At 69.8% G+C, this 16,836-nt stretch carries 17 protein-coding genes; 13 read left to right on the forward strand and 4 right to left on the reverse strand.

Going from position 1 to position 16,836, the window contains the following annotated elements:
- Positions 1 to 421 precede the first annotated feature (421 nt).
- Positions 422 to 1,300 carry a hypothetical protein gene (locus ABZ707_RS25665; protein ID WP_360179288.1) on the forward strand — a complete coding sequence of 293 codons (879 nt, stop codon included), beginning with the start codon at positions 422 to 424 and terminating at the stop codon, positions 1,298 to 1,300.
- Between the two features lie 15 nt (positions 1,301 to 1,315).
- Here the strand turns inward: ABZ707_RS25665 and ABZ707_RS25670 are convergent, their stop codons facing one another.
- A complete protein-coding gene (locus ABZ707_RS25670; protein ID WP_360179290.1) occupies positions 1,316 to 2,641 on the reverse strand; it encodes a D-arabinono-1,4-lactone oxidase in 1,326 nt (441 codons plus the stop codon).
- Positions 2,595 to 3,848: an MFS transporter gene (locus tag ABZ707_RS25675; protein WP_360179292.1), complete on the reverse strand. Its 1,254-nt coding sequence runs from the start codon at positions 3,846 to 3,848 to the stop codon at positions 2,595 to 2,597. Before ABZ707_RS25675 ends, ABZ707_RS25670 begins: the two co-directional genes overlap by 47 nt.
- A 107-nt stretch (positions 3,849 to 3,955) precedes the next feature.
- Between ABZ707_RS25675 and ABZ707_RS25680 the strand changes: the two genes are divergently transcribed.
- The gene (locus ABZ707_RS25680) at positions 3,956 to 5,083 is read left to right on the forward strand and encodes a ferrochelatase (protein WP_360179294.1); all 1,128 of its coding nucleotides are present in this window, start codon (positions 3,956 to 3,958) and stop codon (positions 5,081 to 5,083) included.
- A 12-nt stretch (positions 5,084 to 5,095) separates the two neighbouring features.
- Positions 5,096 to 5,911: an inositol monophosphatase family protein gene (locus tag ABZ707_RS25685; RefSeq protein WP_360179296.1), complete on the forward strand. Its 816-nt coding sequence runs from the start codon at positions 5,096 to 5,098 to the stop codon at positions 5,909 to 5,911.
- A gap of 167 nt (positions 5,912 to 6,078) precedes the next feature.
- Here the strand turns inward: ABZ707_RS25685 and ABZ707_RS25690 are convergent, their stop codons facing one another.
- Complete coding sequence (locus ABZ707_RS25690; protein ID WP_360179298.1) at positions 6,079 to 6,252, reverse strand: hypothetical protein; 174 nt, start codon at positions 6,250 to 6,252, stop codon at positions 6,079 to 6,081.
- 348 nt (positions 6,253 to 6,600) lie between these two features.
- Between ABZ707_RS25690 and ABZ707_RS25695 the strand changes: the two genes are divergently transcribed.
- From ABZ707_RS25695 to ABZ707_RS25710, 4 genes are all read left to right on the forward strand, one after another.
- Positions 6,601 to 7,254 (forward strand): response regulator transcription factor, encoded by a 654-nt coding sequence (locus ABZ707_RS25695; RefSeq protein WP_319680710.1) that lies wholly within the window; start codon positions 6,601 to 6,603, stop codon positions 7,252 to 7,254.
- A gap of 5 nt (positions 7,255 to 7,259) precedes the next feature.
- Positions 7,260 to 8,495, forward strand: a complete 1,236-nt coding sequence (locus tag ABZ707_RS25700) for a HAMP domain-containing sensor histidine kinase (protein WP_360179300.1) — start codon at positions 7,260 to 7,262, stop codon at positions 8,493 to 8,495.
- A gap of 404 nt (positions 8,496 to 8,899) precedes the next feature.
- Positions 8,900 to 9,196, forward strand: a complete 297-nt coding sequence (locus tag ABZ707_RS25705) for a DUF4193 domain-containing protein (protein ID WP_030350183.1) — start codon at positions 8,900 to 8,902, stop codon at positions 9,194 to 9,196.
- Positions 9,197 to 9,209: 13 nt separating this feature from the next.
- Positions 9,210 to 10,124: a hypothetical protein gene (locus ABZ707_RS25710; RefSeq protein WP_360179302.1), complete on the forward strand. Its 915-nt coding sequence runs from the start codon at positions 9,210 to 9,212 to the stop codon at positions 10,122 to 10,124.
- Positions 10,125 to 10,204: 80 nt separating this feature from the next.
- Here ABZ707_RS25710 and ABZ707_RS25715 read toward each other — a convergent pair whose 3' ends face one another.
- On the reverse strand, positions 10,205 to 10,663 hold the full coding sequence (locus tag ABZ707_RS25715; RefSeq protein ID WP_360179304.1) for a DUF3093 domain-containing protein: 459 nt from the start codon (positions 10,661 to 10,663) through the stop codon (positions 10,205 to 10,207).
- Between the two features lie 58 nt (positions 10,664 to 10,721).
- Here ABZ707_RS25715 and ABZ707_RS25720 point away from each other — a divergent pair, with 58 nt between their 5' ends.
- The 6 genes from ABZ707_RS25720 (at position 10,722) to kdpB (ending at position 16,825) form a co-directional block, all read left to right on the forward strand.
- Positions 10,722 to 11,342 carry a PaaI family thioesterase gene (locus tag ABZ707_RS25720; protein WP_360179306.1) on the forward strand — a complete coding sequence of 207 codons (621 nt, stop codon included), beginning with the start codon at positions 10,722 to 10,724 and terminating at the stop codon, positions 11,340 to 11,342.
- Complete coding sequence (dut, locus tag ABZ707_RS25725) at positions 11,339 to 11,854, forward strand: dUTP diphosphatase (protein ID WP_360179308.1); 516 nt, start codon at positions 11,339 to 11,341, stop codon at positions 11,852 to 11,854. Before ABZ707_RS25720 ends, dut begins: the two co-directional genes overlap by 4 nt.
- 1 nt (position 11,855) lies before the next feature.
- The gene (locus tag ABZ707_RS25730; protein WP_360179310.1) at positions 11,856 to 12,632 is read left to right on the forward strand and encodes a DUF3710 domain-containing protein; all 777 of its coding nucleotides are present in this window, start codon (positions 11,856 to 11,858) and stop codon (positions 12,630 to 12,632) included.
- A gap of 301 nt (positions 12,633 to 12,933) precedes the next feature.
- Positions 12,934 to 13,023, forward strand: coding sequence for a K(+)-transporting ATPase subunit F (gene kdpF / locus ABZ707_RS25735; RefSeq protein WP_033264828.1), 90 nt, complete (start codon positions 12,934 to 12,936; stop codon positions 13,021 to 13,023).
- A gap of 2 nt (positions 13,024 to 13,025) precedes the next feature.
- A complete protein-coding gene (gene kdpA / locus ABZ707_RS25740; protein WP_360179313.1) occupies positions 13,026 to 14,690 on the forward strand; it encodes a potassium-transporting ATPase subunit KdpA in 1,665 nt (554 codons plus the stop codon).
- Complete coding sequence (kdpB, locus tag ABZ707_RS25745; protein WP_360179315.1) at positions 14,687 to 16,825, forward strand: potassium-transporting ATPase subunit KdpB; 2,139 nt, start codon at positions 14,687 to 14,689, stop codon at positions 16,823 to 16,825. The genes kdpA and kdpB overlap by 4 nt, the downstream gene beginning before the upstream one ends.
- Positions 16,826 to 16,836 lie beyond the last annotated feature (11 nt).

Consider the following 16,836-nt stretch of genomic DNA (forward strand, 5'->3'; position numbering starts at 1 on the left):
CCCGGGTGCAGCCTGCCACAACCTTGCCGTGCTGCCCGGCGTGTCGGGCCTGGGCCCTGGACCGCCGTTATGGCACGGTTACCTCTTTGCGACGCAGAGTGACATACCCGGTCACTCCGTGCAGCAGGCGCCCGTGCGGAGCCGCGGCGCCGCCGGATCGAGTGCCACCTTCGGCCCCCTTCCCGCAGGTCCCGGACACCCAAGAGAGAGTCCGGCCCCAGGGCTCGCCACAGTACTCCATTCGGGCCATGGGGGTGGACCGGCGCGCCGCCCAAGTTCTCCGTAGGCGCGGGAGTTGAGGCGCCGGGGCACCCGCGAGGGGTGTCATGTTTCACAGAACCTACAAAAACGGAACTATTCGCTTCGCTCAGTTGTCCCTCACTGGTGCGGGGTAGAACGGCTGGGCGAGCAGAGGGCGGAGATGGATCAGAAGCTGGGCGGCGGCACGGAACGGCGGGACGGCGAGGTCCGGCAGCGGGAACGGCGGCTCGACCTGACCGTGCCGCAGGTCGCGGGCAGCGCGCTCGCGGCGATCGCCGCGGCGGTGCTCGCCTCGCAGCTCGGCGTCTACGGCACGGTCATCGGCGCGGGTGTGGTCAGCGTGGTCGCCACCGCCGGCGGTTCGGTCTTCCAGCAGCTCTTCCGGCGTACCGGCGAGCAGATACGCGTGGTCACCGTCCAGGCGAGGCCGGGCGGCCGGCGCGGTCGGGGGCGAGACGGTCAGGACGATCCGCGCGACCCGGGTGAGGTGGCCTGGGCGCTGCCCCGGCCGGAGGGCCACACCGGGCGGTTCGGCGCGGCCACGACGCACGGCAGCCGGATACGGGGCTGGAAGCGGCCCGCTCTCGGCGCCGTCGCCGTCTTCCTGGTGGCGATGATCGGGATCACCGGATACGAGCTGATCTCCGGTCAGGACCTGAGCGGGGGCAAGGGAACGACCGTCGGTTCCGTCGTACGCGGCGGCGACCGGTCCGTGCCCGCGAAGCCTCCCGCCGACTCCCCGGACCCGGACCCGACCCCGGGCGACCGGGCCCCGGGTGACGCGGTCACTCCTGGCGGACCGTCCGGCGACGGCCCGAGCACCGGGCCGGAACAGGACGGCACGGGCGTCACACCGCGGTCTCCGACGCCCACTCCCTCGCGTTCGGGCGGCGACCCCGCCTCGCAGCCGCCCGGTCCGACGCCGACCCCCTCCGGTACGTCCGGAGACACCGCGGGGGCCGGTGGCACCGACGGCGGCGCGACGGGACAGCACACCGGTCCCGGGGCGGCGGACCGGCAGACGGAGACGGATCGCTGAGACGGTCACCGGGGTTCAGGCTCCCAGGACTCGTCGCAGATAGTCGTTGCCGAACAGCCGGTCCGGGTCCAGCCGGTCGCGCAGGGCCGTGAACTCGGCGAAGCGCGGATACACCCCGGAGAGGTACTCCGCGTCCCGGGTGTGGATCTTGCCCCAGTGCGGCCGTCCGGCGTGCGCGGTCATGATCCGTTCCACCGCGGTGAAGTACGAGCGGTACGGCGTGCCCCGGTAGAGATGGACCGCGATGTACGCGCTCTCACGTCCCGAGGCCGTCGAGAGCGGGATGTCGTCCGAGGGCGCGGTCCGTATCTCCACCGGGAAACTCACCTTCAGGGGTGAGCGCTCGATCATCGCCTTGACCTCGCGCAGCGCGCCGACCGCGGCCTCCCGGGGCAGTGCGTACTCCATCTCCACAAAACGCACCCGGCGCGGGGACGTGAAGACCTTGTACGGGATGTCCGTGTACGTACGGGCGGACAGCGCGCGGCTGGAGATCCTGGCGATGGCCGGGATGACCGCGGGAACGGCCCGGCCGAGTGAACAGGCCACCTGGAACGCGCCGTTGGAGAGGAATTCGTCGTCCACCCAGCCGCCGACCCTGCCGGGCGGGGCCAAGAGGCCCGAACTGCGGTTGTTGCGCTTGGTGTTGCAGTTGCCGGTGTGCGGAAACCAGTAGAACTCGAAGTGCTCGTTCTCGGCGACGTGCTGATCGAATTCCGCCGTGACCCGGTCGAAGGCCATCGGCTCTTCGCGGGCCGTCAGCAGGAAGACCGGTTCGACGGCGAAGGTGATGGCGGAGACCACACCCAGGGCGCCCAGTCCGATCCGGGCGGCGGCGAAGACGTCCGGGTTCTCCTCGGCGGAGCAGCGCAGCAGTGTGCCGTCCGCCGTGACGATCTCCAGGGCCCGGATCTGAGCGGCTATGGAGGCCGAGTCACGGCCGGTGCCATGGGTCCCGGTGGAGGTCGCGCCGGCGACGGTCTGCTCCATGATGTCGCCCATGTTGGTGAGCGACAGGCCCTCTCCGGCCAGCGCCGCGTTCAGGCGCCTGAGCGGAGTGCCCGCCTCCACCGTGACCGTGCCCGCGGCCCGGTCGATCTCCCGGATGCCGGTCAGCAGATCGGGGCGTATCAGCACCCCGTCGGTGGCGGCGGTGGCGGTGAAGGAGTGGCCCGTGCCGGCCGCCTTGACCCGGAGGCCGTCCCGCGCCGCCTCGCGTAACACCTCGGTGAGTTCTCCGGTGGAGGCCGGGAACACCACCCGGGCCGGCCGGGCGGTGACGTTCCCCGCCCAGTTACGCCACCCGCTCCTGGTCGTCGTGCGTGTGTGGGTCCTGGTCATCCGCCCCGCGCCCTCCCAGAATCGGCACCGGCACGCGCAGCCGGCGATACCCCAGGAACGCCACCACGGCCGCGGCCGCGCCCGCCACGACGGGCACCCCGTACCCCGCCTCGGCACCGGCGGCGTCGACCACCCAGCCGGCGGCCGATGAGCCCAGCGCCACGCCGACCGCGAGCCCGGTACTGGTCCAGGTCATGCCCTCGGTCAGCTTGGTGCGCGGTACGTGCGCCTCGACAAGGGCCATCGTGGTCACCATCGTCGGTGCGACGGAGAGGCCCGCGACAAAGAGCGCCACGGCCAGAAACGGCAAATTCCCGGCCAGTTGGAGGGGGATCATACTCACGGCCATCGCGCAGACACCCACCAGCCACCTCCGCGGGGCGGGCCCCTTGAGATGCAGCAGCCCGAACACCACGCCCGCGGTGCAGGATCCCAGCGCGTAGACCGCGAGCACCAGGCTCGCTGCCGTCTTGTGGCCCTGCTCCTCGGCGAAGGCGACCGTCACCACGTCCACCGCGCCGAAGATCGTTCCGGTCGCCACAAAGGTCGCCACCAGCACCCGCAGGCCGGGGGAGCGCAGCGCCGAACCCGCGGTGTGGTGCTCGGACGGCCCCGGCACGGGCTCGGTCGCACGCTGCGCGGTCAGCCAGAGGACGCCGACGACCAGGAAAGCCGCCGCGAGCAGCGGGCCGGCCTCCGGGAACCACACCGTCGAGAGGCCGATGGAGATGATCGGGCCGAAGATGAAGCACACCTCGTCGACGATCGACTCCCACGAGTACGCGGTGTGCAGTTCACGCGGCCGGCCGCGGTGGATCGCCGCCCAGCGGGCCCGCACCATCGCGCCCACACTCGGCATACAGCCCGTGCCCACGGCGAAGACGAACAGTGTCCAGTCGGGGGCGCCCTGCTGGGCGCAGAGCAGCAGCCCGGCGATGCTCACCACGGTGATCAGCGTCGTCGGACGCAGGACCCGTCGCTGGCCGTGCCGGTCGACGAGCCGGGAGATCTGCGGGCCCAGCGCCGCTGCCGACATCGCCATCGTCGCGGAGACCGCTCCCGCCAGTCCATAACGCCCGGTGAGCTGCGAAATCATCGTCACGACACCGATGCTGGTCATGGCCAGCGGCAGCCTGCCGATCAGACCGGCCGCACTGAATTCCCAGGTGCCGGAAGGGGCGAATATCGCACGGTAGGAACTGGGCAACGGACGCTCCGGTAAGTGATGAATCAGGCCGCTACAGCTTACGGGCGTACCCACGCCCTCCGCGCCGCGGTTTCCCGGCGGACCGGGGCGGATGGCAGGATCGAAACATGTCCGAACAGCCTGCGACTTCCCCCTACGACGCCCTGCTCCTGCTCTCCTTCGGCGGCCCCGAGGGCCCGGACGACGTGGTCCCGTTCCTGGAGAACGTGACCCGGGGGCGCGGTATCCCCAAGGAGCGGCTCAAGGAAGTGGGCAAGCACTACTTCCTCTTCGGGGGAGTCAGCCCGATCAACGAACAGAACCGCGCCCTGCTGGACGCGCTGCGCAAGGACTTCGCCGAGCACGGGGTGAACCTGCCGGTCTACTGGGGCAACCGCAACTGGGCCCCCTATCTGACCGACACCCTGCGCGAGATGACCAACGACGGCCGGCGCCGGATCGCCGTCCTCGCCACCAGCGCGTACGCCTCGTACTCGGGCTGTCGCCAGTACCGCGAGAACCTCGCCGACGCGCTCGCCACCCTGACTGCGGAGGGACTCGAACTGCCGCGGGTGGACAAACTGCGCCACTACTTCAACCATCCGGGCTTTGTCCGGCCCATGACAGAGAGCGTGCTCGCCTCGCTCGCGGACCTGCCCGAGGACGTCCGCGCCGGGGCGCACCTCGCCTTCACCACCCACTCCATCCCCGAGACGGCGGCCGACACCTCGGGGCCCGTCGAGGCGCACGGTGAGGGCGGTGCCTATGTCGCGGAGCATCTCGACGTCGCCCGGGTGATCGCCGAGGCGGTGCGCGAGGAGACCGGCGTGGCCTACCCCTGGCGGCTCGTCTACCAGTCCCGCAGCGGCGCTCCGCACATCCCGTGGCTGGAACCTGACATCTGCGACCACCTGGAGACGCTGCACGGCGAGGGCGTCCCGGCCGTCGTGATGGTCCCCATCGGCTTTGTCTCGGACCATATGGAAGTCCTGTACGACCTCGACACGGAGGCCACCGCCAAGGCCGCGGACCTCGGCCTGCCCGTCCGCCGTTCGGCGACGGTGGGAGCGGACCCGCGCTTCGCCGCCGCCGTACGCGATCTCGTCCTGGAGCGGGCCGCGACCGAGCGGGGGCGTGCGGTGGAACGCTGCGCCCTGGGGGCGCTCGGCCCGAGCCATGATCTCTGCCCGGCCGGGTGCTGCCCGGCCCGTGCCCCCAGGCCCGCCGCGGCGGGCGCCGACAGCCCGTACGCCTGAAGGAGCCAAGCAGTGACCGACGCCCGGCCCGAGGCCGCCCTCACCGACGAACTGCTCGCACTCGCCCTGGAGGCGGCGCGCCGGGCCGGCGCGCTGCTGCGCGACGGCCGTCCCGACGATCTCGCCGTCGCCGCCACGAAGTCCAGCCCCGTCGACGTCGTCACCGAGATGGACATCGCCGCCGAGAAGCTGATCACGGCCTATCTGGCGGAGCACCGCCCCGACGACGGCTTCCTCGGCGAGGAGGGCGCCAGCTCGCCCGGCGGCAGTGGCATCCGCTGGGTCATCGACCCGCTGGACGGCACGGTGAACTATCTCTACGGGCTGCCGACCTGGTCCGTCTCCATCGCCGCCGAGCGGGACGGCGAGAGACTCGTCGGGGTCGTCGAGATCCCGATGCGCCGGGAGACCTTCCGGGCCGTGCTGGGCGGCGGCGCCTTCGTCAACGACCGGCCGGTCCGCTGCCGCCCCGCCCCGCCGCTGGAGCGCGCCCTGGTGTCGACCGGTTTCAACTACGTCACCGCCGTCCGCACCCACCAGGCGGAGATCGCCGCCCGGCTCGTCCCGCTGCTGCGCGACATCCGGCGCGGCGGGTCGGCGGCCGTCGACCTGTGCGATGTGGCGGCCGGCCGTCTTGACGGCTACTACGAGCGCGGACTGCACCCCTGGGACCTCGCCGCCGGCGATCTCATCGCGCGCGAGGCCGGCGCGCTCACCAGCGGCCGTCCCGGCACCCCGCCCGGCTGGGACCTCACGGTGGCCGCGACGCCCGGGGTCTTCGAGCCGCTGCTGGCGCTGCTGGAGGAGTACGGCGCCTGGCACGACTGAGCCGGCCCACCGTGCCCGCCGCTCGGCGGGCACGGAGAAGGGCCCCGGCGCCGTCCCCTCGGCACCGGGGCCCTTCTCGTTGGTTCTGTACGGCTCTTGTCTTGACGGCTCTGTACGGCTCTGTAAGTGGTAGGGCTGTCCAGGAACGTACATCCGTGGTGCGTGGGTCAGAAGCTGGCGGCGCCTACCTCCACACCGTGTTCGGCGGCGAGCCGGCGAAGATCGTCCAGCTCTTCCTGTTCGACGTCCGCGAGGAAGTCGTCGCCCATTTCGCGGGCTCGGGTGAGATCAGTTTCCGTGGCCTTTATACGCTGCAGCAGCCCGGCGGTGAACGCGTCCATTGCGCCCCCTCGTCGTGGGTCAGTGGCACGGGGGTGTGCCGACGTCTTGGTCAGTGGCACGGGATGTGCCGACGGCGGATGGATCACGCACCCACTGTCTCTGGATGACAGATAAGGGTGTGGCATGCCACAAACAGGGCGTGATCTAGGGTGTGCAGTCGTCTTCCCCAGGCTCCGTCATCGAGAAACCTCAACCCGACAAAGAATCCATTCCATTCCCGTCGTGCCAGGTCGTCCGCATCGTCTTACCGCCGGTTTATGGGCGTAACGGGCAGGATGTAGCAGCACAACCAGTGCTACGACCTGCCCTGATCACGGCTGACGGGGCTCAGAGGAAGGAACAGCGACGTGCGAGTACTCGTCGTCGAGGACGAGCAACTGCTCGCCGATGCGGTGGCCACCGGACTGCGCCGGGAGGCCATGGCCGTCGACGTCGTGTACGACGGCGCCGCCGCTCTGGAGCGTGTCGGAGTCAATGACTACGACGTGGTGGTGCTGGACCGCGATCTTCCGCTGGTCCACGGCGACGACGTGTGCCGCAAGATCGTGGAACTCGGGATGCCCACCAGGGTCCTGATGCTCACGGCCTCCGGCGATGTCAGCGACCGGGTCGAGGGCCTTGAGCTGGGCGCCGACGACTATCTCCCCAAGCCCTTCGCGTTCAGCGAGCTGACCGCCCGGGTGCGGGCGCTGGGCCGCCGTACGAGTGTGCCGCTGCCGCCGGTCCTGGAGCGCTCGGGGATCAAGCTCGACCCCAACCGCCGCGAGGTCGTCCGCGACGGCAAGGACATCCAGCTCGCGCCCAAGGAGTTCGCCGTGCTGGAGGTCCTGATGCGCAGCGAGGGCGCGGTCGTCTCGGCGGAGCAGTTGCTGGAGAAGGCGTGGGACGAGAACACCGACCCCTTCACCAATGTCGTCCGGGTGACCGTCATGACGCTGCGCCGCAAGCTGGGGGAGCCACCCGTGATCGTCACGGTGCCCGGCTCCGGTTACCGGATCTGATGCCCGTGGCAACGACCCCGCCGGCGCCTCCCGCCGCGCCTCCGAAGCCGACCTGGGACCCGCGGCGGCCCGATCAGGCCCTCCCCTGGGTGCGCCCGACGATCCGGATACGTCTGACGCTGCTGTACGGCGGGATGTTCCTGATCGCCGGCATCCTGCTGCTCTCGATCATCTATCTGCTGGCCGCGCAGGCCCTGCATGTGGGCAGCGAACTGCCTTTCAAGATCGTGACGGGCAATGTGAGCAGCGATGTCTGCAACTTCCCGGCCAAGGCGCCGCCGGAGCAGTTCAACGCGGCGATGAACAGTTGCGTCAACCACCAGCGGAAGCAGGCGCTCGACGATCTGCTGACCCGCTCGCTGTTCGCCCTGGTGGGCCTCAGCATCATCGCGTTCGCCTTCGGTTACGCGATGGCCGGCCGGGTCCTGTCGCCGCTGGGCCGGATCACCCGCACCGCCCGGCGCGTGGTCGGCTCCGACCTGTCGCGCCGGATCGAGCTGGACGGCCCGGACGACGAGCTCAAGGAGCTGGCCGACACCTTCGACGAGATGCTGGAGCGGCTGGAGAGGGCCTTCACGGCGCAGCAGCGCTTTGTCGCCAACGCCTCGCACGAGCTCCGCACCCCGCTCGCCATCAACCGCACCCTGCTGGAGGTCCATCTCTCCGATCCGGGGGCGCCGATGGAGCTCCAGCAGCTCGGCAAGACCCTGCTGGCCACCAATGAGCGCAGTGAACAGCTCGTGGAGGGCCTGCTGCTGCTCGCGCGCAGCGACAACCAGATCGTGGAGCGAAAACCGGTCGATCTCGCCGAGGTCGCCACCCGCGCGGTGGACCAGGCCCTCGCGGAGGCGGAGGCGAAGGGGGTGGAGGTCCGCGGCGAGCGGGCGCCCGTCGTCGTGCAGGGAAACGGTGTCCTGCTGGAGCGGATCGCCCTGAATCTGGTGCAGAACGCCGTCCGGTACAACATTCAGCACGAAGGCTGGGTGGAGGTCACCACCGAGACCCAGGGGGGCCAGGCCGTCCTGACGGTGTCGAACACCGGTCCGATCGTTCCCGCATACGAGATCGACAATCTTTTCGAGCCGTTCCGGCGGCTGCGGACGGAGCGCACCGGCAGTGACAAGGGAGTGGGCCTTGGCCTGTCGATTGCCCGTTCCGTGGCCCGCGCTCACGGCGGCCGTATCTTCGCGGAGCCGCGAGAGGGCGGTGGTCTCGTGATGCGTGTCACTCTTCCGATCTGAGATGCTGCGCGCAGCGTTCGGCGACGAGATTGCTTTGTTCGCTTTGCGCGGAATTCTCAGGCCCCAATCCAGGCGGGACCGTGTGTGATCGATCACAGGGTCGAATTCCCGCCTCTCCACTCTCCGTCATCGGGCCGTCCTCGGAAAGCCGGTAAAGTCCGGGTTTCCGGGGGCCCGGATCACGGGAAGTACACGGGGTGGCGCCCGTGGAGTGCGACCTCAGGACCGTGTACGGTCCCCTTCGCCACCCGAAGCCGATCACTCGTCAGGAGTGCGGTTGGGTGTCGATTGAGTAACAGACCTTGATGTGAGGCAAAATCTCCGCCTCAGGTCGGGCACAAGTCCGGCCTCTCACGCGTTACGTGCGCTGAAGACACCACAGACACCCAGAGGGGGAGAGCGACATGGCAACGGATTACGACACCCCACGCAAGACCGATGACGACGTCGATCAGGACAGCCTTGAAGAGCTGAAGGCCCGGCGGAACGACAAGTCGACGTCCGCGGTGGACGTCGACGAGTTCGAGCAGGCGGAAGGCCTTGAGCTGCCCGGCGCGGACCTCTCCAACGAGGAGCTGTCCGTCCGGGTGCTGCCCCGGCAGGCCGACGAGTTCACCTGCATGAGCTGCTTCCTGGTGCACCACCGCAGCCAGTTGGCCAGGGAGAAGAACGGCCAGCCCATCTGCCGCGACTGCGACTGAGGTCAGGTCGGCCGTGGCAGGCGACACACCGTCTAGGAAACGGCGCTTCCGGCGCAAGGCTTCGCCGGAGGCGTATCAGGGCGGCACAGGCCCGGCAGATGGCACTCAGCCGCCTGCCGAGCACTCCGCCCTCCTGCCCCATCCCGACGCGCGTGACGACGAGCGGGGCCTTGCGGCCTCGCTCGAAGCGGCACGGGGAGACCACGACGGCCCCGCGACCGGGGGCCGCCGCCTGGACGCCGTGAAGCGGGGTGTCCGCAAGGGCGGCGAAAGCGCCAAGGCGGCGCTGGTCCACCTCGCGGACCGGATCATCGACAACGCGCCTCGGGTCCCGGTCCGGGATCTCGCGACTCTGCGCAAGCAGTTTCCGGGTCTCGGCCCGGAGGAACTGGCCGACAAGCTGGTCGCGGGCGCCGCGAACAGCAGCTCCACGGTCGGCGCGGGCATTGGCGCGATCGCGATGATGCCCGTACCGCCCGCGATGCCGACCGAGCTGGCGGCCGAGATCACGGCCGTCGCCGCGATCGAGATGAAGCTCATCGCCGAGCTGTACGAGGTCTACGGACAGCGGCCGCCCGGCGGTCTCAAGGAGCGCAGCACCGTCTATCTGATGTCCTGGACGGAGGAGCGCGGGGTCGATCTCAGCAAGCCCGGGACCGTCAACGCCGCGCTGAGCGTCGGGATGAAGCGCGAGCTGCGCCAGCAGATCATGAAGCGCACGGTCCGCAGTCTGCCGAATCTGGTTCCGTTCATGATCGGCGCGGCCGTCGGCGCGATGATGAACCGGCGCGACACCCAGAAGGTCGCCGAACGCGTTCGCAGGGACCTGCGGAGCAGACAGATCCCCTGGGACGCGCTGCCGGCACTCCCGCCGCTGGAGCGGCCCGAGGAGCTGCCGCCCGAGCTGCCCAAGGGACTCGGGGACTAGCGTCTCGCGGCCTGCCGGCCTTTTTTCACGGCGTGTACGAAGCCCCGCACCGAGTCGGCCCGTGGCTGTCGCGGCCGGTCTCAGGCCGCACGTACCGCCTCCAGCGCCGCCGCGAGCGCGGCCGGGTGCCGGGTCGACAGATAGAGGTACGGAGTCGGGTCCTCCGGGTCCGTGACCTCCACGCGCAACGCCGTCGGCACATAGCTGCGCAGCAGCATGAACGCACGCGGATCGGCCTTGTGCAGCCGCCAGGCCCGTGCCTCCTCGCTGTCCAGCAGATGGGCCTCGCCAAGGGCCGAGACCGGGATCCGGGCGTCACCGGCGACCAGCGAGTCCGCCACCACCCGGATCCGCGCGGATCCGTAGGAGCTCACCCCGGCCGCCGCCAGCGCGCCCGCGCCGATCAGCCCGCCGAGCAGCGGCACAGGCCCCAGGGGCAGCAGGATCAGACCGCCCGCGAGTGCGATGAGGGCGGCGATCCCCCACCAGGAACGGGGTGCGGTGAGGCGTTCGTCGTAGCGCGCGGGGGAGGGCTCCATGGAGCCAAGCTTGACATGGTGAGGTCGGCGGACGACCGCGCGGGTAAGGTCTGCGCCTGTGAGCAATGTGCCATCCCCGGGGACGCCCCCCGGATCCTCCGCCGGGCCGGGGACCCTGACACCGCCGTCCGGTGCCGCACCGCCGGTACGGCATCCCGACGCACCGCCCCCCGGCGAGCTGCTGGGCTCCCACTACGAGCACTGTTTTGGCTGCGGCGGCGCGCAGCCGCACGGGCTGGCACTGGAGGCGCGCGCCGGTGAAGGCGTGAGCATCACCGCCGAGTTCACCGTGAAACCGGCCCACCAGGGTGCTCCGGGACTCGCCCACGGCGGCGTCCTGGCGACGGCGCTCGACGAGACGCTCGGCTCGCTGAACTGGCTGCTGCGTGTGATCGCGGTGACCGGCCGGCTGGGGACCGAGTTCGTCCTGCCCGTGCCGGTGGGCACGCTGCTGTATCTGGAGGCCGAGGTCACCGCCGTCCACGGACGGAAGATCTACTGCACGGCCACCGGCCGGCTCGGCGGCCCCGGGGGCCCCGTCGCCGTGCGCGCCGAAGCCCTCTTCATCGAGGTCAAGGTCGAACATTTCACGGACAACGGCCGCCAGGAGGAGATCCGGGCGGCCATGGCCGATCCCGACCAGGTCACACGCGTTCGCGCGTTCGAGGTGAACCCATGAGCCGCTCTCCTGTCGATGTGCTGATCCGCCGCGTGGACCCGGAGGTGCCGCTTCCGTCGTACGGGCATCCGGGCGACGCCGGAGCGGATCTGGTCACCACGGAGGCCGCCGAACTCGCCCCGGGGGAGCGGGCCGTGCTGCCGACGGGGGTGTCCATCGCGCTGCCCGACGGGTACGCGGCCTTTGTGCACCCGCGCTCCGGGCTGGCCGCCCGCTGCGGTGTCGCTCTGGTGAATGCCCCCGGGACGGTGGATGCCGGGTACCGTGGGGAGATCAAAGTGATCGTGGTCAATCTGGACCCCCGCGAGAGCGTGCGGTTCGAGCGGTTCGACCGGATTGCCCAGCTGGTCGTCCAGCAGGTCGAGAAGGTGCGCTTCCACGAGGTGGCGGAGCTTCCCGGATCCGCGCGGGCCGAGGGGGGCTTCGGGTCCACCGGCGGCCATGCCGCCGTGGGCGGCGTACAGGGTGGGAATCGATACGCTTCGGCCGTATCCGACCGGGAAGGACAGTGACGTGTTCGGACGTCGCAAGAAGAGTGGTTCCGCAGAGGACGCGGCGGACGCAGCGGGCGAGACCGAGCAGGTCGTCGACGGCGTGAACGCCGATGACAACGAGGTGGTGGCCGCGACCCGCCGGGCCAATCTCCCGCCGGCGCCCAGGCCCGACGGTCCCTGGGACATCTCCGAGGTCTCCAGGCCCGACGAGGGCCGGGTCGACCTGGGCGGCATCTATGTCCCCGGGGTGGACGGTATGGAGCTGCGCGTCGAGGTCGCCGGTGACGCGATCGTCGCCGCCACGGTCGTGGTGCGCGACAGCGCCGTCCAGCTCCAGGCGTTCGCGGCGCCCAAGAAGGAAGGCATCTGGGGCGAGGTCCGCGAGGAGATCGCCTCCGGGATCACCCAGCAGGGCGGCATCATCGACGAGGTCGAGGGTCCGCTGGGCTGGGAGCTCCGGGCCCAGGTCCCCGTACAGCTTCCGGACGGCACCGGAGGCGTGCAGCTCGTGCGCTTCATCGGCGTCGACGGGCCGCGCTGGTTCCTGCGCGGTGTGATCTCCGGGCAGGGCGCGGTGCAGCCCGAGGCCGCCGGTCTGCTGGAGCAGATCTTCCGGGACACCGTCGTCGTACGCGGTGACGGACCGATGGCGCCTCGCGACCCGATCGTCCTCAAGCTGCCGAACGACGCGCAGATGGTGCCCGAGGGCGTACAGCAGGACGACCAGGAGGGCTCACGCTTCTCCGGTGGCATGGGGCAGCTCCAGCGCGGTCCCGAGATCACCGAGGTGCGCTGAGCAGCCCGGCCCGAAACACCCGTGGCCGGTGGGCCGCACCCCTTCATGGACGTTCATGGGGTGCGGCCCACCGGCGTTTTCGCTGGTCACGACCGTCGCCATATGGAGTGCGTCAAGCCGGCCACCCCGGCCGTATGGGACCCGTCAACAACCGGCCCGCCCCCTGAATCAGAGGGTTTCCTCAGTGAGTCAGAATTCCCGGACTCATCTAGGAGCTCACGATGGCCGACCTGGCCTTCGTCGTCACCACGATCGCGGTCTTCGCGCTGGTGGCCCTCATCGCCAAGGGGGTGGCGAAGCTGTGACTGCCGAGAACATCGTCGGCCTCGTCGTGGCCGTCGCCCTGCTGGGCTATCTCGTCCTCGCCCTTGTGTTCCCGGAGAGGTTCTGAGTATGAGCCCCGTCCTCGCCGGTGTGCTCCAGATGCTCGCGCTGATCGCGGCGCTCGGTCTGGCGTACCGCCCGCTCGGCGACTACATGGCCCGTGTCTACAGCTCGCCCGGGCACCTCAGGGCCGAGAAGTGGATCTACCGGGCCATCGGCGCCGATCCCACCACCGAGATGCGCTGGCCCGCCTATCTGCGCGGCGTCCTCGCCTTCTCCGCGGTGGGCGTCCTCTTCCTGTACCTGCTGCAACGGGTCCAGGGCGGCCTGCCCGGGTCGCTCGGTTTCTCCTCGATCGACCCGGACCAGGCGTTCAACACCGCCGTGTCCTTCGTCGCCAACACCAACTGGCAGTCGTACTACGGCGAACAGGCCATGGGCCATGTCGTCCAGACCGGCGGACTCGCCGTCCAGAACTTCGTCTCCGCCGCGGTCGGCATGGCCGTCGCGGTCGCCCTTGTACGGGGCTTCGCCCGGTCCCGCACCGGTGAGCTGGGCAACTTCTGGTCGGACCTGGTGCGCGGCACCGTCCGCATCCTGCTGCCGCTCTCGGTGATCGGCGCCATCGTCCTGGTCGCCTGCGGCGCCATCCAGAACTTCGCCGGAATCCACGAGGTCGGCCAGTTCATGGGCGGCTCCCAGCAGTGGAACGGCGGCGCCGTCGCCTCGCAGGAGGCCATCAAGGAACTGGGCACCAACGGTGGCGGTTACTTCAACGCCAACTCCGCCCACCCCTTCGAGAACCCCAACGGAATCTCGAACCTCTTCGAGATCTTCCTGATCCTGGTCATCCCCTTCGCGCTGACCCGCACCTTCGGCACGATGGTCGGCAGCGTCAGGCAGGGTTACGCGATCCTCGCCACGATGGCGGCGATCTGGATCGGTTTCACCGCGCTGATGATGTGGACCGAGTTCGCGCACCACGGTCCGGCCTTCGACATCGCCGGCGGCGCCATGGAGGGCAAGGAGACCCGCTTCGGCGTCGGCGGTTCGTCGATCTTCGCCGTGGCCACCACGCTCACCTCGACCGGCGCGGTCAACTCCTTCCACTCCTCGTTCAGCGGCTTCGGCGGCGGCATCACGATGCTGGGCATGCAGCTCGGCGAGATCGCGCCCGGCGGTGTCGGCTCGGGGCTCTACGGCATGCTGATCATGGCGATCATCGCGGTGTTCATCGCCGGCCTGATGGTCGGCCGTACGCCCGAGTACCTGGGCAAGAAGATCGGCACCCGCGAGATCAAGTTCGCCGCGGTCTACATCCTGATCACCCCGGCGCTGGTGCTCTGCTTCACCGCCGCGGCCATGGCACTGCCCACACCGGGCAACTCCATGACCAACTCCGGTGCCCACGGCTTCTCCGAGATCCTCTACGCGTACACCTCGGGCGCCAACAACAACGGCTCGGCCTTCGCCGGGCTCAACGCCGACACCCAGTGGTTCAACACCACCATCGGCCTGGCCATGCTGCTCGGCCGCTTCCTGCCCATGGTGTTCGTCCTCGCACTGGCGGGCTCGCTCGCCGAACAGAGACCCGTCCCGGAGACGGCGGGCACCCTCCGTACCCAGAAGCCGCTCTTCACCGGGCTGCTCGTCGGCACGATCTTGATCGTGACCGGTCTGACCTACTTCCCGGCGCTGGCGCTGGGACCGCTGGCGGAGGGGCTGGCGTCATGACCACTCGCCCGAAGCAAGGGGACCAGGAGAAATCCATGTCCACAGTCACACCGACCCGTGCGCCGCATCAGGACGTGCACACCGGTCACAGCACCGGGGGCGGACGCGTCGGCGGGGGTCTCTTCGACCCCGGACAGCTCCTCACGTCCTTTCCCGAGGCGATCAGGAAGCTCGACCCGCGGATCATGGTCAAGTCGCCCGTGATGTTCGTGGTCCTCATCGGATCCGTCCTGAGCACGGTCTTCGCGGTGAAGGACCCGGGCGACTGGTTCGGCTGGGCCGTGGCGGCCTGGCTGTGGCTGACCACCATTTTCGCCAATCTCGCGGAGGCGGTCGCCGAAGGCCGCGGCAAGGCGCAGGCGGACACGCTGCGCAAGGCCAAGACCGACACGGTGGCGCGCCGGCTGCACGGCACCGGCGAGGAACGGGTGCCGGGCACGGAGCTGCGCGTCGGGGACCTGGTCGTCTGCGAGGCGGGCGACATCATCCCCGGCGACGGTGATGTGATCGAAGGGGTCGCCTCCGTCGACGAGTCGGCGATCACGGGCGAGTCGGCGCCGGTGATCCGGGAGTCGGGCGGCGACCGTTCGGCCGTCACCGGCGGTACGAAGGTCCTCTCCGACCGTGTCGTCGTCAAGATCACCACAGAGCCCGGCGAGACCTTCATCGACCGGATGATCAAGCTGGTCGAGGGCGCGGCCCGGCAGAAGACACCCAATGAGATCGCGCTGAACATCCTGCTCGCGTCTCTGACCATCGTCTTCCTGCTCGCGGTCGTCACACTCCAGCCGTTCGCCGTTTACGCGGGTCAGCGGCAGTCCATGATCGTCCTGATCGCGCTGCTGGTCTGTCTGATCCCGACCACCATCGGGGCCCTGCTGTCCGCGATCGGTATCGCGGGCATGGACCGGCTCGTCCAGCGCAATGTGCTGGCCATGTCGGGACGCGCGGTCGAGGCCGCCGGAGACGTGTCGACGCTGCTGCTCGACAAGACCGGCACCATCACCCTGGGCAACCGCCAGGCAGCCGGGTTCGTCCCGGTCAGAGGCGTGACGGAGGCCGAACTGGCCGATGCCGCCCAGCTCTCCTCGCTGGCCGACGAGACCCCCGAGGGCCGTTCCGTCGTCGTCCTCGCCAAGGAGAAGTACGGACTGCGCGAGCGTCACCAGGGCGAGCTGACCGGCGCCGAGTGGGTGCCCTTCACCGCCCAGACCCGGATGTCCGGTGTGGACATCGAGCGCCGCAAGGTGCGCAAGGGAGCGTCCGGCTCGGTCCTCGGCTGGGTCCAGGAGCGCGGGGGAGCGGTCCCGGACGAGGCGCGGACACTCACGGACAGGATCTCCATGGCCGGCGGAACGCCACTGCTGGTCGCCGCGGAGGACGAGAACGGCGCCCGTGTCCTCGGTGTCATCCACCTCAAGGATGTCGTCAAGGAGGGGATGCGGGAGCGGTTCGACGAGTTGCGCCGGATGGGCATCAGGACGGTCATGATCACGGGTGACAACCCGCTGACCGCCCGGGCGATCGCGGAGGAGGCGGGGGTGGACGACTTCCTCGCCGAGGCCACCCCCGAGGACAAGATGGCCCTCATCAAGCGGGAGCAGGCGGGCGGCAAGCTCGTCGCCATGACCGGCGACGGGACGAATGACGCCCCGGCGCTGGCGCAGGCGGATGTCGGTGTGGCCATGAACACCGGTACCTCGGCCGCCAAGGAGGCCGGGAACATGGTGGATCTGGACTCGAATCCGACGAAGCTCATCGAGATCGTGGAGATCGGCAAGCAGTTGCTGATCACTCGTGGTGCGCTGACGACGTTCTCCATCGCCAACGATGTCGCGAAGTACTTCGCGATCATCCCCGCGATGTTCGCGGTGGTCTATCCCGGCCTGGACAAGCTCAACATCATGGACCTGTCCTCGCCCGAGTCCGCGATCCTCTCCGCGGTCGTCTTCAACGCGCTGATCATTGTCGCGCTGGTGCCGCTGGCCCTCAGGGGCGTGCGGTACCGGCCGACGAGCGCGGACCGGATGCTCCGCAGAAACCTCGGGATCTACGGGCTGGGCGGACTGGTCGCCCCGTTCATCGGCATCAAGATCATCGACCTGGTCATCTCCCTCATCCCCGGCATCGGGTGAACGGCATGTCT

This window comes from Streptomyces sp. NPDC006923, from assembly GCF_040635655.1.
In the GTDB taxonomy this organism is placed as follows: domain Bacteria; phylum Actinomycetota; class Actinomycetes; order Streptomycetales; family Streptomycetaceae; genus Streptomyces.